Origin of the sequence: Curtobacterium sp. L6-1, assembly GCF_018885305.1 — a bacterium.
In the GTDB taxonomy this organism is placed as follows: domain Bacteria; phylum Actinomycetota; class Actinomycetes; order Actinomycetales; family Microbacteriaceae; genus Curtobacterium; species Curtobacterium aetherium.
This window is the reverse complement of the sequence record NZ_CP076544.1, coordinates 596,928-618,627: the sequence shown is the minus strand read 5'-3', so window position 1 is coordinate 618,627 and position 21,700 is coordinate 596,928. Positions and strand designations below refer to the sequence as shown.

Here is a 21,700-nt window from a genome sequence, read left to right as displayed (position 1 = left end):
TTCCATGCCCCGCATCAGCAAGGTCCTCATCGCGAACCGTGGCGAGATCGCCGTCCGCATCATCCGCGCGGCTCGCGACGCGGGCAAGGCCTCGGTCGCGGTCTACGCCGACCAGGACCGTGACGCCCTGCACGCACGCCTCGCCGACGAGGCGTACGCGCTGAACGGCACCACGAGCGCCGACACCTACCTGGTCATCGAGAAGATCATCTCGGTCGCTCGCCGCTCCGGTGCCGACGCCGTGCACCCGGGCTACGGCTTCCTCGCCGAGAACGCCGACTTCGCCCGCGCCGTCATCGACGCCGGGCTGACCTGGATCGGGCCGTCCCCGGAATCGATCGAGCGGCTTGGCGACAAGGTGTCCGCCCGTCACGTGGCCGAGGCCGTCGGGGCGCCGCTCGCCCCGGGCACCATCGAGCCCGTTCAGGACGTGTCCGAGGTCGTCGCCTTCGCCGACGAGGTCGGCCTGCCGGTCGCGATCAAGGCCGCGTTCGGTGGCGGTGGCCGCGGGCTCAAGGTCGCCCGCACCCGCGACGAGATCGAGTCCCAGTTCGAGTCTGCGACGCGCGAGGCCATCGCAGCCTTCGGCCGCGGCGAGTGCTTCGTCGAGAAGTACCTCGACAAGCCGCGCCACGTCGAGACCCAGTGCCTCGCCGACGTGCACGGCAACGTCGTCGTCGTGTCCACGCGCGACTGCTCGCTGCAGCGTCGCCACCAGAAGCTCGTCGAGGAGGCCCCCGCGCCCTACCTGACCGACGCGCAGACCGAGCGGCTGTACTCGGCGTCGAAGGCGATCCTGCGCGAGGTCGGCTACGTCGGTGCGGGCACGTGCGAGTTCCTCATCGGCGCCGACGGAACGGTGTCGTTCCTCGAGGTGAACACCCGCCTGCAGGTCGAGCACTGCGTCTCCGAGGAGGTCACCGGCATCGACCTGGTGCGCGAGCAGTTCCGACTGGCCGAGGGCGGCGTGCTCGACTACGAGGACCCGACCCCGCGCGGCCACTCGTTCGAGTTCCGCATCAACGGCGAGGACCCGGGCCGCAACTTCTTCCCCGCACCGGGCCCCGTGCACGTGTTCAACGCGCCGTCCGGCCCCGGTGTCCGCGTCGACTCCGGCGTGGTCTCCGGCGACGTCGTCTCCGGCTCGTTCGACTCGATGCTCGCCAAGCTCATCGTGACCGGTGCCACTCGCGCCGAGGCGCTCGAGCGCTCCCGCCGCGCCCTCGCCGAGTTCGAGGTCGCCGGTCTGCCGACCGTCATCCCGTTCCACCGTGCCGTGGTCGCCGACCCGGCGTTCGCGACCGACGACGCCACCCCGTTCTCCGTCTACACGCAGTGGATCGAGACCGACTTCGACAACGACATCCCCGCGTGGAGCGGTTCCCCGGAGGAGCTCCCCGTCCCCGCCGAGCGCGACAGCGTCGTGGTCGAGGTGCAGGGCAAGCGCATCGAGGTCACCATGCCGTCGATCGTCGGCGGCTCCGCCGGTGCCCGTCGTCCGGCCGGGCCCTCCGCTCCCCCGAAGCGCCGCTCCTCCGCGGTCAAGGGCGGGCGTGCGGCCTCGGGCTCGTCGGTGGCGTCGCCGATGCAGGCCACCGTGGTGAAGCTCGCGGTCGCCGAGGGTGACACCGTGGTGAAGGGCGACCTGCTCGTCGTCCTCGAGGCCATGAAGATGGAGCAGCCCGTCCAGGCGCACAAGGACGGCGTCGTCACCGGGCTGAACGCCCCCGTCGGCCAGACGGTCTCCTCCGGCCACGTCCTGCTCGAGCTCGCGTAGCGCGCCCCGCCGCTCTCGCCGCCTCTCGCCGCGCCCCGCCGAGCCCGCGCATCGCGCCCCGCTACGCACATCGCGCCCCGTTCCGACGGGGCGCGATGTGCGTTACAGGGCGCGAATGGCAGCCGCGCGCCAGGCGGCGGGCCACCGGTCGCCGAGCGGGAGGCCCGCGTCGAGCAGGATCCGTGGGAGCAGCCCGCCCGGCATCGCCTCTCGCCAGGTCGCCCGTCCGACTCCGGTGACGTCGCGGTGGCGGCGGAGTCGGTCCTCGCGGCGCTTCTCCTCGACCACGATCTCGTGCGGCGCCCGCCCGCGCTGCATGGCCGGGTCGGAGTACTTCACGAGCCCGTCGAACTCGATGACGACCCCGAGGTCGGGCTGCCACAGGTCCACGCGATCGACCGTTCCGTCCTCGTGCCGGAACTCGTGCTGCAACGCCAACGGCGGCGCTCCGAGCACGACGGCTCCCCAGCGGGTGATGCTCTCACCGACGGATTCCGCATCACCGTCAGTGGATCGGACGAGCGCACGGACGACGCGTGGGTTGCGCATGCGTCGTCCCTCGAGTTCGGCGCCGAGCTCCGTCCTGGTCACGCCTCGACGCAGCGCGGCGTCGAGAACCGCGATCGCGCGCCAGGGGTGCTCGCGGATCGCGACGTCGACGGCGGTCGCCGCCAGGCTGGTCACCCGCAGCCCGTCGATCGACACCGTCGCGAGGCTTCGTCCCCTGCCGCCGACACGCTGGATCGACGCTTTGACCTGTCCTCGATCACGGCCCGGGTCCGTGACGACCACGCGGTCCCCGAACGACCCGATCCACGGGAGACCGTGCACCGCCACGGCGGATGCGTGTGAGAGGACGAGCCCCTGCCGATCGCGGGGCATGACTGCGCGGATCAACGCGCGGTGCCGCTCGCGCGCGTCTGCGGCGTCCCAGGCCTGCCGGTCCGTGAACGCACCACGCGCGACCCGGACGAGCGAACCGGCTTCCGCAGCGCGACGCAGTCGAACGGCGGCGGCCGGATCGAGCTCCGCTCCGGTCGAGACGACGTCGAGATGCATGTCACGAGCATCGTTGCGGCGGCGGCGCCGTGGGTCGTCGAGCCGACTGCTGTGGAGAGTTCGTGTGCGGTGTCCCGCGGTGCAGGACGAGCGGCCCTGCCCCGCGCCCCCGAACGAACATCGCGCCCCGTCGGAACGGGGCGCGATGTTCGGAGCGGGGCGCGAACGCGCAGGCCGCGCCGCGCAGGCCGCGCCGCGCCGCGCCGCGCCGCTACGAGACGAGCGGGCGCACCGCGGCGGCCAGGCGGTCGGCGAGCGCGGACGCCTCGGCCGGCGTGGCCGCGACGGTGTCGATGTAGACCTTCACCTTGGGCTCGGTGCCACTCGGGCGGACGATGACGCGCGCGCCACCGTCCAGGTCGAAGCGCAGGATGTCCGACGGTGGGAAGCCCTCGACACCGTCGAGGAAGTCCGTCGTCGCCGTCACCGCCACCCCACCGAGCTCGGTGGGCGCGGCCGACCGCAGCGACGCCATGATCTCCCCGATGCGCGCGAGGTCGTCGACGCGCGTGGCGACCTGCCCGGACGCGAACGCCCCGAACCGCTCGGCGAACGCGTCGAGCTGGTCGGCGATGGTCCTGCCGTCGGCCGCGAGCTCGGTGGCCAGGGACAGCAGCTCGAGCGCCGCGGAGATGCCGTCCTTGTCGCGGACGACCTGCGGGTCGACGAGGTAGCCGAGCGCCTCCTCGTACCCGAACAGCAGGTCGGGTACGCGCGAGACCCACTTGAAGCCGGTCAGGGTGTCCCGGTACCCGAGCCCGTACTGCTCGGCCACGCGGGACAGCGCCGGCGAGCTGACGATCGACGCGGCGAGCACGCCCGTGGTGCCGGCGGCGGCAGCGCGGGCAGCGGCGCGCCACCCCAGCAGCCACCCGACCTCGTTGCCGGAGAGCCGTCGGAAGGACCCGGCGCCGTCCGGGATCGCGAGCGCCAGGCGGTCGGCGTCCGGGTCGTTGGCGATGACCAGGTCGGCGCCGACCGCGACGCCGCGGGCGATCGACAGGTCCATCGCGCCCGGCTCCTCCGGGTTGGGGAAGGACACGGTCGGGAAGGCGCCGTCCGGCTCGATCTGCTCGGGGACGACGGCCGGCTCACGGAACCCGGCGGCGGCGAAGACGGCGCGGGCGGTCTCCCACCCGACCCCGTGCATCGCCGTGTAGACGACGGACGGCTGTGCGTCGGCCGGGAGGCCCGGGGCCGGCACCGTCGCGGCCGTCGCGTCCACGTAGGCCTGCACGAGCGCCTGGTCGGCGACGGTGTAGTCCGTGGCCCGGTCGAGCGACCGGACGTCCCCGGCGGCGACGACGTCGATGGCCGCCGCGATCTCGGCGTCGACCGGGGGCACGATCTGCGAACCCTCGTCGTCACCGCCGAGGTACACCTTGTAGCCGTTGTCCCGCGGCGGGTTGTGGCTCGCCGTGACCATGACGCCCGCACCGACGCCGAGGTGCCGCACGGCGAAGGCGACGAGCGGGGTCGGCAGCGCACCGGGCAGCAGCGTGACGTCGAGGCCCAGCCCGCGCATGACCTCGGCCGAGTCCCGCGCGAAGACGTCGGAGTTGACGCGGCCGTCGTACCCGATGACGACGCTGCGGTCGCGCCCCGAGTCGATGAGGAACCGTGCGAGTCCGGCGGCGGCCTGCGTGACGACGACCCGGTTCATCCGGAGCGGACCGGCACCGAGCTCGGCACGGAGCCCCGCGGTCCCGAACTGCAGGCGTCCGGCGAAGCGGGCGGTGAGTTCGTCGGTGTCCCCGGCGTCGATGAGCTGCTGGAGCTCGGCACGGGTCTCGGCGTCCGGGTCCTGTTCGACCCAGGCACGGGCGGTCACGAGCACATCGGTGCCCGCGGTCTGCTCGGACACCGCGCCGTCTGCCAGGTCGCCGTCCGCGATCGCGCCGTCGCTCGCTCCCCCGTCGTGCCGGGTCACAGTGCCGCCACCACGCGGGCGAGGAGGTCGGCGATGACCGGCTCGGCCTGCTTGCCGGCCTCGAGCACCTCGGTGTGGGACAGCGGCGTCTTCTGGATGCCGGCGGCGAGGTTCGTGATGAGCGAGAAGCCCAGCACCTCCATCCCGGCCTGGCGGGCGGCGATGGCCTCGAGCGCGGTGGACATGCCGACGATGTGGCCGCCGATCGCCTTCGCCATCTGGACCTCGGCCGGGGTCTCGTAGTGCGGGCCGCGGAACTGCGTGTAGACGCCCTCGTCGAGGGACGGGTCGACCGTCTTCGCGACCGCGCGGAGGCGGGCCGAGTACAGGTCCGTCAGGTCGATGAACGTCGCGCCCTCGAGCGGGCTGTCGGCCGTCAGGTTGATGTGGTCGCTGATGAGGACCGGGGTGCCCGGCGTCCAGGTCTCCTTGATGCCGCCGGCGCCGTTCGTGAGCACCATGACCGACGCACCGGTCGCCGCGGCGGTGCGGACGCTGTGCACGACGCGACGCACGCCGTGGCCCTCGTAGTAGTGGGTGCGGGCGCCGATCACGAGTGCGTGGCGACCGTCCTCGAGGCGGATGGACCGCACCGTGCCGGAGTGCCCGGGGACGGCGGAGGCACTGAACCCGGGGACGTCGGACGCCGGGATCTCGGACACGGTCTCGCCGAGCAGGTCGGCGGCCTTCCCCCAGCCGGAACCGAGCGTCAGGGCGACGTCGTGCCGTTCGATGCCGGAGCGGGACGCGATGACGGCTGCGGCGTCGCGAGCCACGTCGAACGGGTCGACGGCGGGGTCGTTCAGGGGGTTGTCGGTGCTGACCATGCGCCGATCGTACCGGGCCGGGACCTACCCCAGCGCCTTCTCAACGGCCGCCGTGATCTCGCTCTGGTCGAAGTGGTTCCGGATGACGATCACCTCGGCGTAGGTGGTCCCGATCGCCTCGACGAACTCCTGGCTGGTGAGGATCACGTTGGCGTCGTCGGAGACCTGTCGCACCGACGCGACGTCGGCCGCGACGACCTCGGCCGAGAGCCCGAGCGAGCCGAGCGCCTTCTCGGCGTTGACCTTGAGGATGCCGCTCGCGCCGATGCCGGCGCCGCAGATGGTCACGATCTTCACGCGTTCGTCACTCCCATGATGGTCCGGACCTGTTCAGGCGTCGTCGCGGCGGCCAGCCGTCCGGTGACCGAGGCGTCGTTGAACAGGTTCGCGATCGCCCCGATGGACTCGAGGTGGGTGCCGACCTCGGCGACGGCGAGCCCGAGCACCACCGAGACGGGGTCGTTGTGCGGGTGCCCGAAGGCGACGGGCCCGGCGAGCGTGACGACCGCCAACCCGTCCCGGAGCACGCTCGCCCCAGGTCGGGCGTGGGCGAAGGCCAGCCCGGGCGAGATGACGATGTACGGCCCGTGCTCCTCCACCATGTCGACCATGGCGTCGGTGTACGCGTCCGTGGTCGCCCCGGAGGTCACGAGGGCGCCGCCGACCGTCCGCAGCGCATCACGCCACGACGACGCGGACGCCCCGAGCACGACGGCGTGGTCCGGCAGCGGCGGCAGCCCCATCAGCTCAGGCCTCCGCGTACCCGGCCGTGATCGCGGCGATGATCTCCTCGCGGTCCTCGAGCGGCAGGAAGGAGCCCAACGCGGCGTTGATCTGGAACGCGGCCAGGTCGTCGAGGTCGTAGCCGAACGTGCCCGCGAGGAGCGCGAGCTCCTTCGACAGCGACGTGTTGCTCATCAGGCGGTTGTCGGTGTTCACGGTGACCCGGAAGCCGAGCTGGTAGAGCACGTCGATCGGGTGGTCCGCCAGGTCGTCGCCCCACGCTGCGACGGCGCCGGTCTGCAGGTTCGACTGCGGCGAGACCTCGAGCGGGATCTCGCGGTCGCGCACCCAGGACGCCACCTCGCCGAGGGTGGCGAGCATGGACCCGTCGCCGCCGTCGGTCAGCGTGACGTCCTCGTAGACGCGGACGCCGTGGCCGAGGCGGAGCGCCCGACCGTCGACGAGCGCCGAGCGGATGGAGGCGAGCCCGTCGGCTTCTCCGGCGTGCACCGTGACGGGGAAGAGCTCGGACGCCAGGTAGTCGAACGCGGCGCGGTGGTTCGACGCCGGGAAGCCGGCCTCGGCCCCGGCGATGTCGAACCCGACGACGCCGCGGTCGCGGTGGCGGACGGCCAGCTCGGCGATCTCCATCGCGCGGTCGGCGTGGCGCATGGCGGTGACGAGCTGGCCGATGCGGATGGAGCCACCGGCGGCGTCGACCGCTTCCTCGATGCCCGCCTGCACGGCCTCGACGGTCTGGTCGAGCGTGAGCCCGCGCTGCAGGTGCTGCTCGGGCGCCCAGCGGATCTCGCCGTAGACGACACCGTCGGCGACGAGGTCCTCGACGAACTCGCGAGCGACGCGCGTCAGGCCCGCCGCGGTCTGCATGACGGCCGTGGTGACGTCGAAGGTCTTCAGGTACTCGACGAGCGACCCGGAGTTCGACTGCTCGGCGAACCAGGTGGCCAGCTCGGCCGCGTCGGTGGTCGGGAGGTCGACGCCGTCCGCCGCCGCGAGCTCGATGATCGTGGCCGGTCGGAGGCCGCCGTCCAGGTGGTCGTGCAGCGAGACCTTGGGCAGGTCGTTGATGACCGCTCCGGCGTCGGGCAGGCGGTAGATGGGGGCGGCGTCGCTCATGCCCCCAGGCTAGCGGTGGTCACCGACCACCGCAGGGGGACGGCCACAACGCTGTGGACGACCGACTGGAGGCTCCCCACACCGCGCGCGGGGAGCCTCCGGTCCGGCGGTCGGTCGGGACGTGACCGCCCCTACTGGATCCGCTCGCGCACGATCGGCCCGCGCTCCGGCGCGGCGTCGCCGATCGACCAGGCGCCCTCCAGCGACTCGAGCGCGCGCTCGAACCGGGCGGGCTCGTCGGTGTGGAGCGTCCACAGCGGCTGCCCGGCCGTGACGGTGTCGCCCGGCTTGACGTGCAGCTCGATGCCGGCGCCGGCCTGCACCGGGTCCTGCGCACGGGCGCGGCCGGCGCCGAGACGCCAGGCGGCGATGCCGAAGGGCAGCGCCTCCTGCGTCGCGAGCACGCCGGACTCGGTCGCCGTGACGACGTGCGACTCCGCGGCGACCGGCAGCGTGGCCGAGGCGTCACCGCCCTGGGCCTCGATCATGCGTCGCCACGTGTCCATCGCACGGCCGTCGGCGAGGGCGGCGGCGGGGTCGGCGTCGGGGACGCCGGCCAGTCGCAGCATCTCCTCCGCCAGGGACACCGTCAGCTCCACCACGTCGGCGGGGCCGCCGCCGGCGAGGACCTCGACGGACTCCCGGACCTCGAGGGCGTTGCCGATCGTCAGACCGAGCGGGACCTCCATGTCGGTGAGCAGCGCCGAGGTCGCGACGCCCGCGTCCTTGCCGAGGTCGACCATCGTCTGGGCGAGGAGCTTCGACTGCTCGAAGTCCGCCATGAACGCGCCCGAACCGAATTTCACGTCGAGCACGAGCGCGGCCGTGCCCTCGGCGATCTTCTTCGACATGATGCTCGACGCGATGAGCGGGATGCACTCGACCGTGCCGGTGATGTCCCGCAGGGCGTAGAGCTTCTTGTCGGCCGGGGCCAGACCCGAACCGGCGGCGCAGATGACGGCGCCGACCTGGTCGAGGATCTCGGTCATGCGCTCGTTCGAGACCGCGGCCTGCCAGCCGGGGATCGACTCGAGCTTGTCGAGCGTCCCGCCGGTGTGGCCGAGCCCGCGGCCGGACAGCTGCGGCACCGCGACGCCGAACGTGGCGACGAGGGGGGCGAGCGGCAGGGTGATCTTGTCGCCGACACCGCCGGTCGAGTGCTTGTCCACGGTCGTCTTGCCGAGCGAGCCGAACGACATCCGCTCCCCCGACGCGATCATCGCGAGCGTCAGGTCCTTGATCTCGCGACGCTCCATGCCGTTGAGGAAGATCGCCATCGCCAGGGCGGCCATCTGCTCGTCGCCGACGTAGCCGCGCGTGTAGGCGTCGACCAGCCAGTCGATCTCGGCGGTGGACAGCGTCCCGTGCGACCGCTTCGTGCGGATGAGGTCGACGGTGTCGAACGGCTCGACTGCCATGGTTCAGTGCTCCTGTCGGTACGTGGCGAGGGTGCGGGGCCCGAAGGCGTCCGGCAGGACCTCGTCGATGGTGCGGATGCCCGAGACGGTCTCGAGGAGCATGCCCTCGGTCGAGTGCTCGAACAGCAGTTGCCGGCAGCGGCCGCACGGCATCAGGGTCGCGCCGTCGCCGTCCACGCAGGTGAACGCGACGAGCTTGCCGCCACCCGTCATGTGCAGCTGCGAGACGAGCGAGCACTCGGCGCACAGGGTGACCCCGTACGACGCGTTCTCGATGTTGCAGCCGGACACGATCCGGCCGTCGTCGGTGAGCGCCGCGGCCCCGACCGGGAACGAGGAGTACGGCGCGTACGCCCGACCCATGGCGGTCGTCGCCGCATCGCGCAGGGCGTCCCAGTCGACGTCGACGCTCCCGTCGATCACGGCGTCCGGGTCGGACGGGAGGCTCGTGGCCGGGTCCGTCCAGGCGGTCGCGTCCGCGACCTGGTCGCGGTCCGCAGCGTTCGTGTCGGTCATGTGGCGGGCCTCCCGGCTAGTTCTTGATGTACGGCTTGCCGGACGCCGCCGGTCCGCGCGACTGCCCGACCAGGCCGGCGACCGCGAAGATCGTCACGACGTAGGGCAGCATGAGCAGGAACTCGCTCGGCACCGGCGAGTTGATCGCGCCGAGGGTGTTCTGCAGGTTCGACGCGAAGCCGAACAGCAGGGCCGCGAGGGTCGCCTTGATCGGGTCCCAGCGGCCGAAGATGACGGCGGCCAGGGCGATGTAGCCGGCACCCGCGGTCATGTCCTTCGTGAAGGGGCCGACGGCGTCGAGCGTGAAGTACGCGCCGCCCAGACCCGCGATCGCGCCCGCGAGCGAGACGTTCCAGAACCGGGTGCCGGTGACGTTGATGCCGACGGTGTCCGCCGCTTCCGGGTGCTCGCCAACCGCACGGAGGCGCAGGCCCCAGCGGGTCTTGAACAGCGCGAAGGTGACGACCGCGACCGCGACGTAGGCCAGGTAGACGATGACCGTCTGCTCGAAGAACACCGGGCCGATGACCGGGATCTGGTGCAGCACCGGGATCTCGACCTTCGGGAAGCGGATGCCGACGTTCAGGGTCGTCTCGGCCGGCGACAGCACCTGCGAGTACAGGAACCCGGTCAGACCGGAGATGAACGCGTTGATGACGACACCGACGATGACCTGGTCGACGAGGTACTTGATGCTGAACGCCGCGAGGACGAACGAGACGAGCACGCCGGCGACGAGCGCCCCGACCAGACCGACCCAGGCCGAGCCGGTGATCGACGCGATGAGCGCCGACGTGAAGGCGCCGGCGAGGAACTGGCCCTCGATCGCGATGTTCACGACACCGACGCGCTCCGAGATGACGCCGCCGAGCGCACCGAACACGAGCGGCACGCTCAGGCCGATCGCACCGACGAGCAGACCCGGCAGGGGGATGGTCTTGCCTGCGGCCGACCAGGTGAGGAAGCCGACGACGAACAGGACGGCGAACACGCTCGTCAGCCAGAGCGGCACCGGACGGTGGTTGCCAACCAGGGCGAAGGCGGCCGCCGTCACGGCGGCGAGGAGCACGACGACGACCACGCCGGTCGCCCGGGCGGGCAGGCCGACGTTCGGCAGCTGCACGAAGTCGCCAGCGTTCGCGAGCCGGAACGTGGTGGTCCCGTCACCGCCGACGATGAGGAACAGGACGCCGGCGAGCACCGTGAAGACGGCGAAGGCGACGGGCGCCTTCCAGCTCCGGGTGGTCTCGACCGGGCGGCCGTCGACGGGGGTCGCCGGGACCGCCGTGGGGCTGAGGGTGCTCACGCGGCGACTGCCTTCCGCTTGGTGCTCTGCTTGGTGCGTCGACGGGCGCCCGGCTGCGGGATCCGGAAGATCGCGCGGACGAGCGGCGGGGCCGCGATGAACAGGACGATGAGGGCCTGGATGACGCTGACGATGTCGATCGGGATGCCGTTGGCGGCCTGCATGGCGTAGCCGCCGTTCTTCAGCACGCCGAACAGGATCGCCGCCCAGAAGGTACCCCAGGGCTTGGACCGGCCGAGCAGGGCCACGGTGATCGCGTCGAAGCCGATGCCGGCGTCGATGCCCGACGTGAACCCGGTCGTGACCGCGCCCTCGACCTGGTAGGCGCCGGCGATGCCGATGAGGCCACCGGAGATGACCATCACCCAGATGGTCAGCATCGGCACGCTCATGCCGGCCACCCGGGCGGCACGCGGGTTCTCGCCCACGGTGCGGAACCGGAAGCCGAGCGACGACTTGTTCATCAGCCACCACACCGCGACGACGGCGGCGAGGGCGACGACGAACCCGAGGTCGATGCCGTACCGCTCGCCGAACAGTGCCGGGAGCACCGCGGAGTCGCGCGTGGGCGGCGAGATCGGGTTCGGGCTGCCGCCGGCCTGCAGGAGCCCCGGGGTGCGGAGCATGAAGCTCACCAGGTACAGGGCGACGTAGTTGAGCATGATCGTGAGGACGACCTCGTTGGCACCGGTGCGCGCCTTGAGGAGTCCGACGATCCCCGCCCAGACCGCACCGCCGACGATGCCGGCGACGATCGTGAGCGGGATGTGGACCGCGGCGGGCAGGTCGAACGAGAACCCGACCCAGCCGGCGGCCGCGGCGGCCACGAGGACCTGCCCCTGACCGCCGATGTTGAACAGTCCGGTGCGGAACGCCACGGCGACGCCGAGTCCGGCGACCACGAGCGGGACGGCGTAGTCGACCGAGCGCGTGATCGGGGCGATCGCGGCGGCGGCGGACGGTGCGCCGAAGTTGACGACCGAGCCCTGGAAGAGCGACGAGTAGGAGCCGCCGACGGCCGTGCCGATCGCGCGCAGGGTGTCGACGGGCCGGGCGAAGAAGTACCCGGCCGCGGCCTGCACGTCCTTGTCGGTGAGGGCGATGAGGACACCGCTCGCGACGAGGGCGAGGACGACGGCGAGCACGGTCGTCAGGACCGAGCCGTTCACGATGCTCCGGAGCGCGTCGCTCCAGCGGCCCTCGCGGCGTTCGCTGTCGGTCGCCGAGTCGGTCATCAGGTGCGGGGCGCCCGACACCTCCTGCAGGCGGTCGTCGACGGCCGGCGTGGATGCGTCGGCCGCGGTGGTCGCGGTGGTCGCGTCCGCGGCGGTCCCGGCACCGGCCGGGAGGCCCGTGGTGGCGTCGGCGGGCTGGGTGCGGTCCGACGGCGGGGTGGCGCCGCCGTGCTCCGGCGTGGTGTCGCTCACGCGGCGAGCTCCGTTCCTGCGGGCAGTTCGCCCGCCATCATGAGTCCGAGGACGTCCCGGGGGGTGGACGCGGGGACGATGCCGACGATCGTGCCGCGGTACATCACGGCGATCCGGTCGGCGAGCGCGACGACCTCGTCGAGCTCGGTGGAGACGACGATCACCGGGACGCCGCTGTCGCGGGTCTCGACGATGCGCTTGTGCACGAACTCGATCGACCCGACGTCGATGCCGCGCGTGGGCTGCGCGGCGACGAACAGCCGCAGGGGACGGCTCAGTTCGCGGGCGAGGACGATCTTCTGCTGGTTGCCGCCGGACAGCCGGCCGGCCGCCGTGGTGCGACCAGGCGTGCGGATGTCGAACTCGGCGATCTTCTCGTCGGCGAAGCTGTCCCGCTCGGCGGCGCGGATCGTGCCGGCGCGGACGAACTCGGCGGCGTCGGCACGGTCGAGCATGAGGTTCTCGGCGATCGTGAACTCGCCGACCAGCCCGTCCTCCTTGCGGTCCTCGGGCACGAACCCGACACCGGCGTCGAGGATCTGCTTGACGCTGCGCCCGGTGACCTCGCGGCCGTCGAGCGTGATGCGGCCGGAGCGGACCGGCTCGAGGCCCATGATCGCCTCGGTGAGCTCGGTCTGGCCGTTGCCCTGCACGCCGGCGATGGCGAGCACCTCGCCGCGGCGGACCGTGAACGACACGTCGTCGACGAGCACGTGGCCGGTGGCGTCGGTGACGGTGACGTCCTCGACGACGAGGGCGGCCTCCCCCGGGGTCGCCGGTGCCTTGTCGACGACGAGCTCGACGCTGCGGCCGACCATCAGGGCGGCGAGTTCGCTGTTCGACGCGGCCGGGGACGCCTCGCCGACGACCTTGCCGAGACGGATCACCGTGATGCGGTCGGCGACCTCACGGACCTCGCGGAGCTTGTGGGTGATGAAGACGATCGCGGTGCCGGCGGCACGGAGCTGGCGCATGATGCCCATCAGCTCGTCGGTCTCCTGCGGGGTCAGGACGGCCGTGGGCTCGTCGAAGACCAGGACCGAGGCGTCGCGGGACAGCGCCTTGATGATCTCGACGCGCTGCTGCACGCCGACGGGCAGGTCCTCGACACGGGCGTCGGGGTCGACGTCGAAGCCGAAGCGCTCGGAGATCTCCCGGACGCGCTTGCGGGCGCCGGCGAGGTCGAGACGTCCGCCGAAGGCCGTCTCCTCCTGTCCGAGCATGACGTTCTCGGCCACGGTGAAGACGGGGACGAGCATGAAGTGCTGGTGCACCATGCCGATGCCGGAGCGCATGGCGTCACCCGGTCCGTCGAAGTGCTGGACGACGTCGTCGAGCAGGATCTCGCCCTCCTCGGCCTGGTACATGCCGTAGAGGACGTTCATCAGGGTCGACTTGCCCGCACCGTTCTCGCCGAGGAGACAGTGCACCTCGCCCGGCTGGACGGTGATCGAGATGTGGTCGTTGGCGACCAGGCTGCCGAACCGCTTCGTGATGCCGCGGAGTTCGAGCTTCATGTCGGTGAGTCTATTTCTGTCTCGGGCGCGCACCGGTCCGTGCGCGCGAGAACGCGGGCGGAGGAGTGATCCCCCGCCCGCGTTCGACGGACTACTTGACGGATGCCTCGGTCTCGACGGTGATCGAGCCGTCGATGATGCCCGACTTGATCTCGTCGAGCTCGCCCTGCAGACCCGAGTCGACCTTCGACTCGTAGTCGTGGAACGGCGCGATGCCGACGCCGTCGTTCTTCAGCGTGCCGACGTACGGGGTCTTCGCGAAGTCGCCCTTCGACGCCTGCTCGACGACGTCCTTGACCGCGGGGCGCATGCCCTTCTCGATCGAGGTGAAGGCGATGTCCTTGTAGCGGGGGTCGGCCTCGTAGAGGTCGCTGTCCGCACCGATGAGGACGGAGCCGTTGTCGGCGTCCTTGATGGCCTCTGCGGCGGACTGGTAGATCGGGCCACCGACGGGCAGGATCACGTCGGCCTCCTGGTCGAGCAGCGACTGCGCGACCGACTTCGCCTGGGTGCCGGCCTCGAAGCCACCGGTGAAGGAGCCCTTCTGGCTCTTGACGTCCCAGCCGACGACCTTGACGTCCTTCTTCTTCTGCTCGTTGTAGTACTCGACGCCGTCCGCGAAGCCGTCCATGAAGATGGTGACGGTCGGGATCTGCATGCCGCCGAAGGTGCCGACCGTGCCGGACTTCGAGTAGGACGCCGCCGCGTAGCCGGCCAGGAAGGCGGCCTGCGAGGTGTCGAAGGTGATCGGCTTGACGTTCTCCGCGTCGATCGAGTTGTCGTCGATGATCGCGAAGTCGGTGTCGGGGTTGGCCGCGGCCTGCTTCTTGGTCGAGGCGGCGAGGTTGAAGCCGACCGTGACGATGAGGCCACAGTTCTGGTTCACGAGCTGCTGGATGTTCGAGTCGTAGACCGTGGCGTCCTTGGACTCGGCCTGCTTGAACTTCGAACCGATCTCGGCAGCGGCGTCCTTCATGCCCTCGAAGCCGAGCTGGTTGAACGACTTGTCGTCGAAGCCACCGGCGTCGGAGACCATGCAGGGCAGGAAGTCGGACTTCTTGGACGAGGCGGAGTCCGACGGGGCGGACGCACAGCCGGCGAGCACGGCGACGGTGCCGACGAGCGCGAGGCCGCTCATGGCGACGCGGCGGGTACGAGATGACACGGGGGTTCCTCCGGGGAGATCGGGAGTCGGCCCGGAGTCACTGCGCACCGGGCGATCGTGAGGACAGTACACGACCGGCCGGGCGGTACAGGACCGGTCCGGAGCCCCTCCGGGATCGGTTACGTGATCGCGACCGCGCCGTAACGCGCCGGAAACGCGGCTGCCGCTCCATGACCCCAGTTCGAGGGGTTTCGTGATGGAGCGCTACAGCCGGGCGCCGGTCTGGAGGATCGTGCAGGCATCCCCCACACCCACCGGTCCGCAGTGTGGTTCAGAAGTCCTCGTCCGCGTCGCCGGGGAAGCACAGCGAGAGAGCCTGGACCGCGTACTGTCCGTCCGACACCGTCAACCGGACGGAGTCGGTCCGCCCGCCACCACGCCCCACGATGGTCGGTCGGTCCTCCGTCCCCCAGTGGTCGATCGTCATCCCCTGCTCCGTCCACCGTGCCTCGGTCGCAGCGACGTCGCCGGCGATGTCGCCGGTGCCCGAACGGGTGACGAGGTACCGCCACTTCGCGCCCTGGTCTCCGTCGGGGAGCCGGCAGTCCTCCAGGTAGTCGGGGCCGGTCCGCGGCTGCCACGTCCCACCGAGTCGACCGGTGACCGCCTCGACGGCGTCGACCATCTGCTGCTGCGCGACGTCCCGGTCGACGGCCGGGACAGCGTGCTCGGACGTCGGTGCCGGTGCGGGGGCCGGAGCTGCCGCGCAGCCGACGAGCACACCGACGACGAGCACACCGGTCCCGAGGACCCCGGCGCATCGTCGCAGCCTGCGCTCAGAGCGCATCAGCGTCTCCGGGGAAGCACAGCGAGACGGCCTCGACGCCGTACAGGTCCGGGGCGACCGAGAGACTGATGGACCTCGTCGTCCCACCGCCGCGGCCTGTGATCGTGGGCTCGTGCCGCATGCCCCACCGGTCCAGCGACATGCCCTCTCCCTTCCACCGTGCCGTCACCGCGGCGACGTCCGCGGGTACGTCCCCGATCGAGCCGCGTGTGACGAGGAAGCGCCACTGCGCACCCGGCTCGCCGTTCGACAACCGGCAGTCCTCCGCGTAGTCGGGACCGGTCTCGTGCTGCCACGTGCCGCCCAACGCGGTGGTCACCTGGTCGACGGCATCGACCATCTGCCGTTGCGCGGTGTCCGCGTCGAGCACCGGTGTCGCCGTCTCGCTCGGTGTCGGTGTCGGAGCGGGCGTCGCACAGCCGACGAGCGCGCCGACGACGAGCACACCGATCGTGGCCGCGGTCCATCGGCGTGCGGTGATCGTGTCAGAGCTCATCGGGGTCCCCGGGGAAGCACCGCGACAGCGCCCGGACTCCGTACTGGTCGTCAGCGACCGAGAGGCTGATCGAGTGGGTCGCCGCGCCGCCGCAGCCGACGAGGGTCGGATGAGCCGTGGAACCCCACCGGTCGATGGTCATGCCCTGCCGCTTCCACTGCGCCTCGACCGCGGACAGGTCCTCCGCGACGGCCCCGACCGACGGACGCGTCCGGACGTCCACCCACTGCGCACCCGGCTGTCCGCCCGGCAGGGCGCACCATCGGCGTAGTCCGGACCCGTGCCCTGTTCCCAGTCCCCGCCGAGCCGTCCGGTGAGGTCGTCCACCGCACCGACCATCTGCTGCTTCGCGGCTGCAGGCGTCACAGCCGCCGTCGCGAGCGGGGTGGTCGTGACCGATGGGTGCTGCGCACAAGCGGCGACAATCAGTTCGATCGGAACGAGTACCAGTGCGCACACCGCGCTCCGACGCAGGCCGGAACTGCCGGTCATCCGTCAGTCCGGCAGCGCGTTCGTTCAGAGTTGGTCTGCATCACCCGGGAAGCAAAGCGAAACGCTCTGGATGGCGTAGAGCCCAGGCGCGATGGAGAAGCTGATGGAATCGGTGCGATCGCCGCCCCGCCCGATGACTGTCGGCTCCGTCTTCGTGCCCAGGTGTTCGATGGACATTCCCAGGGCCTTCCAACGAGCTTCGACCTTGGCTGCGTCGGCAGAGACGTCGCCGGTCTGCGCGCGGGTGAGGAAGTACGTCCACTTCGCTCCGGTGTCCCCGCCGGGTAATCGGCAGGCTTCTGCGTAGTCCGGCCCAGACCGGACTTTCCAGTCACCACCGAGGCTCTCCGTCGCGTCCTTCACGACGTCGACCATTCGTTGCTGCGCGCTCTCGGAATCCACCGCGGGTGTCCTCTCTGCTTGCGGTTCAGGGGCCGGACTTTGTGCACAGCCGACAGCCGATCCGCCGAACAGCGCGAGGAGGAGAAGCATCCCGGCCAACCGAACACCACGTGTACGCATCGACATCACTCTCCGCCGTCGGGATCTCTGACGCCCAACAGCCACTGGTCTCGCACGGTCGGAGGCGTCGGATCGAATTCCGTCAATTTGTCTTTCCGTCCGGTCGTCGCCGCGCCCACGTTGTAGAGGGTCTCGGTGTTCTGGTCGAGGTACCCGCCACCATCCGCGTTCAACGGATCGTGGTGCAGGACCGGGTTCGTCGTGGTGCCGTCAGCCGCAGTACCGCCGTTCGCCCCGAACGTCATCGCACCGAAGCCCGGCTTCGACGGGTCGACGTGATGGCTCTGGCTAAAGCTCCGACCCACCGTCGCCAGCTCGTCACCCTTACCGCCCTCGTCGAAGAGCACGTTCCGCGCCTGTCCGGCGTACACCTCGCTAGCGTGCAGGTCGTCGGCCGCATCGACCGTGTCCGGCAGACCAGCGGACGCCAGGGCAACGAACCTGTCGACGTGGATGTCCGATCGTGAGAGTGTGACCCCGGCTGTCGTCGTACCGTACGAGTGCGCGACGATGTTCGTGGTGGGCATGTCGTCAGCCCGGACGGCATCCAGCCCGCGTACTGACGCCGCCAGCTTCTCGGCGCCGGCTTCCGCCTTGTCCATGCCGAGGACGGTTGTCACACCGGGGGTCTCGTACCCGATCCAGGAGATGACCGCACGCTCGCCTTCGCCAGCGGCGACGATCTGCTGGTTGTAGATGTTCTGTGCGGCGTTCGTCCACGACGACATGTCAGCAGTCGTCGTGTTCATCCCCGGCACCGCCCAGGTCACGTTGTCCGCCGTGTCGAGGTCACCGATCGAGACGGCTGCAAGCGGCGGGACGTCGTCGGTCAGGGACACCAGGGACCGGGCGCCTTCGCCCTTCTTCCCCAGGGTTGCCTCGATGTTGAGCAAGGCCTTCAACTCCTTCTCGAGCGAGGCGATCTGCTGCTGGAACGGCGTCCCGTACTGACCCGACCAGGCGGACCCGGTCTGCGCGGTCACCAGCTGGCTCTGGACCTGGTCGATGCGGAGACCGAGCACCGATCGGTTGGCCGTGTCTCGTGCCCAGTAGGCAACGCCCTCGAGGTTGCCCAGCTTCTCGAGCACCGACTGCGGTAGAGCGCGGAGTGCCGGCGCATCGGCTTTCGACAGCCCCAGCGCTGCCCACCGCTTCGCGACCTCGGCCGGGGTCAGACCCTCCGCGAACAACGCATCGAGCACCGGTGGCGTCCGCCCGTTCGTGGCGACGGCGAGCACCATGTCGGGGAGCGCTCCGGCTCCCCCTGCCTTCTCGAAGGCGCTGGCGACGTGCTCGCTCCACGTGCAGTCCGACTCGTTGTGCTGCAGGTACTGGCGGAACCCGGAGAGCGCGCTCTGCCCGTCCACGACCGCCCAGCTGCACGATGCCTTGAAGCTCGACCATGCGGTTTGCAGCCGCTGCAGCTCGGTGTCGGCGTCACTGTCGGCCGAGCGGGTGGTGGACACGAAGGTGCGCAGGTGGGTCGGGTCTGCCGAACTCTTCCCGCTGCCATCGCCGCCGGCCGAGTGCGGACGCTGCCGTGCGTGGAAGGCCGCCGTCAGCGGCTTCGGGGTGATCGGCGTGGTCGAGGGTTCGTGGTCCGTGACGAACTCCCACAGCGGTACTGCCACCCCCGCGACGCCGCCACCGGACGCCTGGACGAAAGCGTTGCGTTGTGCTTCTCGCTGCTTCCACGCATCGTGGTCGCTGATCCGCTGACGTTCCTCCACGGCCTGGCGACTCACTGCATCGATGTCATCAGCGAAGTCGGCGAGGACCCCGGCGAGCTTGCCCCGGTCCTCGGCCTCGATCATCGCGGCTTCCTGGAACCGCTTCGCGTAGGCCCCGGAGAAGTCCTGCAGACCAGTCGGCACCGCCCCGGAACGCTTGCCCGCGCAGGACGCCATCCGCGGTACGCAGCGCATTGCTCAACGCTGACGCGTCCCCCGCGTCGTACTTGATGTCCACCATTTGTTCTCCCCAGGCTCCCCCGCAGCCCCCGCTGCGACCACCCACGATAACGCAGCATGCCGCTCCTGGTGGTCGGACGGGCGCTCCTCAGAGCACGTCGTCCCGCCCGCTGATCTTCAACGCGTCCACCACGCCCTTGACCCGCTGCGCGTTCGCGCTCGTGGTGACGAGCAGCGCGTCCGGGGTGTCGACGACGACGATGTCCTCGACCCCGATGAGCGAGATGAGCCGGTTGCTCTGCGAGACGACGATGCCGCTCGCCGAGTCGGCCAGGATGCGGGCGTTGTCGCCGAGCACCGCCAGGTTGTTCTGGCGACCGCCGGACTGCAGCTTCGCGAGCGAGGCGAAGTCGCCCACGTCGTCCCAGTCGAAGTCGCCCGGGACGACCGCCATCCGACCGGCTGCTGCGGCGGGCTCGGCGACGGTGTAGTCGATCGCGATCTTCTTGAGCGCCGGCCAGACGCGGTCGACCACGGCGCCGCGGGCCGGGGTGTCCCACGCGGCGGCGAGTTCCTCGATCCCGGCGAGCAGCTCGGGCTCGTTGCGGCCGATCTCGGCGAGCAGGACGTCGGCCCGCGTGATGAACATGCCGGCGTTCCACAGGTACGACCCGTTCGACAGGTACTGCTTCGCCGTCGACAGGTCGGGCTTCTCGACGAAGGACCGGACGGCGTGCGCGGTCGGTGCACCGTCGACGCCGAGCGAGTCGTCGGCCGCGTGGATGTACCCGAACCCGATGGCCGGCTCGGAGGGCGTGATGCCGATGGTGCTGATGTACCCGGCGCGGGCTGCCGCGACGGCCTCGCGGACGGACCGGCGGAAGCCACGGGCGTCGTTGATGACGTGGTCGGCGGCGAACGACCCGATGACGACGCCCGGCTCACGACGTCGCAGGATGGCCGCAGCGAGGCCGATCGCCGCGGTGGAGTCCTTCGGCTCGCTCTCGAGCACGACGTTGTGGTCCTCGACACCCGGCAGCTGCGACTCGACCGCGGCACGGTGTGCGCGCCCGGTCACGACCATGATGCGGTCCGGTCCGGCGAGCGGGGCGAGACGGTCCCACGTCTGCCGGAGCAGGGACGAGCCGGAGCCGGTCAGGTCGTGCAGGAACTTCGGGGCGTCGGCGCGCGAGAGCGGCCACAGGCGCGATCCGATCCCGCCGGCGGGGATGATCGCGTAGAAGTCGTCGAGTGCGTCCGTCACGCGCCCACCGTACCGGCGAGCCGGGGAAGGACCTGCGCGTCGCCTGGACGTGTCGTGAGCAGCAGCGCCGGACGCGCACGGTCTGTTCACCCCGCGCGTGCGCCGCGTTCACGCCACGCCCCCCGGTCGTCCACGCTCGGTCGTGAGCATGGGCGTGCCATGAACGCACGCAGCGTGGAGCGAGGCACCGAGTCCCCCCGGACCGTCGCCGTCGTGACCGAGAGCTTCCTGCCCACCCTCAACGGCGTCACCACGAGCGTCCTCGCGGTGCTCGAACACCTCCGACGACGCGGCCACCGTGCCGTGGTCATCGCCCCGGACACCCCTGGGCAGAGCGCCCGTCGGTCGCGGACCGAACAGGAACGGCACCTCGGCTTCGACGTGCACCGGATCCCGGCCGTCGCCTACCGCCAGTTCCCGGTCGCCCTCCCCCACCCGGTCCTCGACACGATCCTCGCCGCCTCCGGTGCCGACGTCCTGCACGCGGCCAGCCCGTTCCTGCTCGGCGGTCGCGCGATCACCGCGGCCGGGAGGCTCGGCATCCCCTCCGTCGCCGTCTTCCAGACCGACGTGGCCGGGTTCGCACGCCGCAACGGGCTCTCCGCGGCCGCCCCGCTGGTCCGACGGGTGCTCGGGCGGATCCACGCCGGCGCCTCGCTGACGCTCGCGCCGTCCTCCGCGACCGCGGCGATGCTCGCAGAGGAGGGCGTGCCGCGCGTCGCCAGGTGGGGGCGCGGCGTCGACACGGCGCTGTTCCACCCGGCTCGCCGCTCGTCCGCCCACGTCCGCGCGATGCGCCGCCGCATCGCGCCGCGCGGCGAGACGATCGTCGGCTACGTGGGTCGGCTGGCACCGGAAAAGGAGGTCGAGCGGCTCGCCGAACTCGGCGGCATGCCGGGCATCCGGGTCGTGGTCGCAGGAGGGGGACCCTCCCGGCCGTTCCTCGAACGTCGGCTCCGGCACCTCGACGTGACCTTCACGGGGCCGCTGCGCGGCGAGGCCCTGGCGGACGCCTACGCGATGCTCGACGTCTTCGTGCACACGGGGGCGGCGGAGACGTTCGGGCAGACCCTGCAGGAGGCCCACGCTGCCGGCCTGCCGGTCGTCGCGCCGGCCTCCGGCGGGCCGCTCGACCTCGTCGCCCCGGGTCTCGACGGCGAGCTCTACGACCCCGACGAACCGCTGGCCCTGCGCGCTGCGGTCGCCCGGCTCCACGCCGACCGCGCGCTCGCCGAGCGGATGGGGTCCGCCGGTCGCCTCCGCGTCGAGGGCACCACGTGGGAGGCGGTCGGCGACGAGCTCCTCGCGCACCACGAGACGGCCCGCGCGGTCGGCGCTCCCCCCGCCCTCGCGCGCGCTGCCAAGACCGGGTGGAACGAGAAGGTCGGTGCTCGGACGTAGGATGGACGTGTTCCACACGAACACGA

At 71.3% G+C, this 21,700-nt stretch carries 20 protein-coding genes; 2 read left to right on the top strand and 18 right to left on the bottom strand.

The genetic code is table 11. The features are described from left to right. Nucleotides 1–4: 4 nt before the first annotated feature. Nucleotides 5–1,777: an ATP-binding protein gene (locus KM842_RS02950; RefSeq protein ID WP_216260806.1), complete on the top strand. Its 1,773-nt coding sequence runs from the start codon at nucleotides 5–7 to the stop codon at nucleotides 1,775–1,777. 102 nt (nucleotides 1,778–1,879) lie between these two features. Here KM842_RS02950 and KM842_RS02945 read toward each other — a convergent pair whose 3' ends face one another. From KM842_RS02945 to KM842_RS02860, 18 genes are all read right to left on the bottom strand, one after another. After that, nucleotides 1,880–2,836, bottom strand: coding sequence for a hypothetical protein (locus KM842_RS02945; protein WP_216260804.1), 957 nt, complete (start codon nucleotides 2,834–2,836; stop codon nucleotides 1,880–1,882). Between the two features lie 211 nt (nucleotides 2,837–3,047). Next, on the bottom strand, nucleotides 3,048–4,700 hold the full coding sequence (locus KM842_RS02940; RefSeq protein WP_216262007.1) for a phospho-sugar mutase: 1,653 nt from the start codon (nucleotides 4,698–4,700) through the stop codon (nucleotides 3,048–3,050). 62 nt (nucleotides 4,701–4,762) lie between these two features. Then, nucleotides 4,763–5,593 (bottom strand): purine-nucleoside phosphorylase, encoded by an 831-nt coding sequence (locus KM842_RS02935; protein WP_216260802.1) that lies wholly within the window; start codon nucleotides 5,591–5,593, stop codon nucleotides 4,763–4,765. 24 nt (nucleotides 5,594–5,617) lie between these two features. Next, nucleotides 5,618–5,890: a PTS sugar transporter subunit IIB gene (locus KM842_RS02930; RefSeq protein WP_216260800.1), complete on the bottom strand. Its 273-nt coding sequence runs from the start codon at nucleotides 5,888–5,890 to the stop codon at nucleotides 5,618–5,620. Beyond that, complete coding sequence (locus tag KM842_RS02925) at nucleotides 5,887–6,336, bottom strand: PTS sugar transporter subunit IIA (protein WP_216260798.1); 450 nt, start codon at nucleotides 6,334–6,336, stop codon at nucleotides 5,887–5,889. Before KM842_RS02925 ends, KM842_RS02930 begins: the two co-directional genes overlap by 4 nt. 4 nt (nucleotides 6,337–6,340) lie before the next feature. Beyond that, nucleotides 6,341–7,453 carry an adenosine deaminase gene (locus KM842_RS02920; protein WP_216260795.1) on the bottom strand — a complete coding sequence of 371 codons (1,113 nt, stop codon included), beginning with the start codon at nucleotides 7,451–7,453 and terminating at the stop codon, nucleotides 6,341–6,343. 131 nt (nucleotides 7,454–7,584) lie between these two features. After that, nucleotides 7,585–8,871, bottom strand: a complete 1,287-nt coding sequence (locus tag KM842_RS02915) for a thymidine phosphorylase (RefSeq protein WP_216260794.1) — start codon at nucleotides 8,869–8,871, stop codon at nucleotides 7,585–7,587. Nucleotides 8,872–8,874: 3 nt separating this feature from the next. After that, nucleotides 8,875–9,387: a cytidine deaminase gene (locus tag KM842_RS02910; protein ID WP_301183814.1), complete on the bottom strand. Its 513-nt coding sequence runs from the start codon at nucleotides 9,385–9,387 to the stop codon at nucleotides 8,875–8,877. 16 nt (nucleotides 9,388–9,403) lie between these two features. Further along, complete coding sequence (locus tag KM842_RS02905) at nucleotides 9,404–10,693, bottom strand: ABC transporter permease (RefSeq protein ID WP_216260792.1); 1,290 nt, start codon at nucleotides 10,691–10,693, stop codon at nucleotides 9,404–9,406. Further along, entirely contained in the window at nucleotides 10,690–12,120 is a 1,431-nt protein-coding gene (locus KM842_RS02900) for an ABC transporter permease (RefSeq protein ID WP_437124538.1), read from the bottom strand. Before KM842_RS02900 ends, KM842_RS02905 begins: the two co-directional genes overlap by 4 nt. Next, entirely contained in the window at nucleotides 12,117–13,637 is a 1,521-nt protein-coding gene (locus KM842_RS02895) for an ABC transporter ATP-binding protein (RefSeq protein ID WP_216260790.1), read from the bottom strand. Before KM842_RS02895 ends, KM842_RS02900 begins: the two co-directional genes overlap by 4 nt. A 91-nt stretch (nucleotides 13,638–13,728) precedes the next feature. Next, a complete protein-coding gene (locus tag KM842_RS02890; RefSeq protein ID WP_216260788.1) occupies nucleotides 13,729–14,802 on the bottom strand; it encodes a BMP family lipoprotein in 1,074 nt (357 codons plus the stop codon). Nucleotides 14,803–15,073: 271 nt separating this feature from the next. Beyond that, nucleotides 15,074–15,589: a hypothetical protein gene (locus tag KM842_RS02885; protein ID WP_216260785.1), complete on the bottom strand. Its 516-nt coding sequence runs from the start codon at nucleotides 15,587–15,589 to the stop codon at nucleotides 15,074–15,076. Next, nucleotides 15,579–16,085 carry a hypothetical protein gene (locus tag KM842_RS02880; RefSeq protein WP_216260783.1) on the bottom strand — a complete coding sequence of 169 codons (507 nt, stop codon included), beginning with the start codon at nucleotides 16,083–16,085 and terminating at the stop codon, nucleotides 15,579–15,581. The genes KM842_RS02885 and KM842_RS02880 overlap by 11 nt, the downstream gene beginning before the upstream one ends. Further along, complete coding sequence (locus KM842_RS02875) at nucleotides 16,075–16,227, bottom strand: hypothetical protein (protein WP_216260781.1); 153 nt, start codon at nucleotides 16,225–16,227, stop codon at nucleotides 16,075–16,077. Before KM842_RS02875 ends, KM842_RS02880 begins: the two co-directional genes overlap by 11 nt. A 374-nt stretch (nucleotides 16,228–16,601) precedes the next feature. Next, entirely contained in the window at nucleotides 16,602–16,979 is a 378-nt protein-coding gene (locus tag KM842_RS02870) for a hypothetical protein (RefSeq protein ID WP_216260779.1), read from the bottom strand. Nucleotides 16,980–17,104: 125 nt separating this feature from the next. After that, nucleotides 17,105–19,024 carry an alpha/beta hydrolase gene (locus KM842_RS02865; protein WP_216260777.1) on the bottom strand — a complete coding sequence of 640 codons (1,920 nt, stop codon included), beginning with the start codon at nucleotides 19,022–19,024 and terminating at the stop codon, nucleotides 17,105–17,107. A 133-nt stretch (nucleotides 19,025–19,157) separates the two neighbouring features. After that, complete coding sequence (locus tag KM842_RS02860; RefSeq protein WP_216260775.1) at nucleotides 19,158–20,273, bottom strand: mannose-1-phosphate guanylyltransferase; 1,116 nt, start codon at nucleotides 20,271–20,273, stop codon at nucleotides 19,158–19,160. A 159-nt stretch (nucleotides 20,274–20,432) separates the two neighbouring features. Between KM842_RS02860 and KM842_RS02855 the strand changes: the two genes are divergently transcribed. Next, nucleotides 20,433–21,674 carry a glycosyltransferase family 4 protein gene (locus KM842_RS02855; RefSeq protein WP_216260773.1) on the top strand — a complete coding sequence of 414 codons (1,242 nt, stop codon included), beginning with the start codon at nucleotides 20,433–20,435 and terminating at the stop codon, nucleotides 21,672–21,674. Nucleotides 21,675–21,700 lie beyond the last annotated feature (26 nt).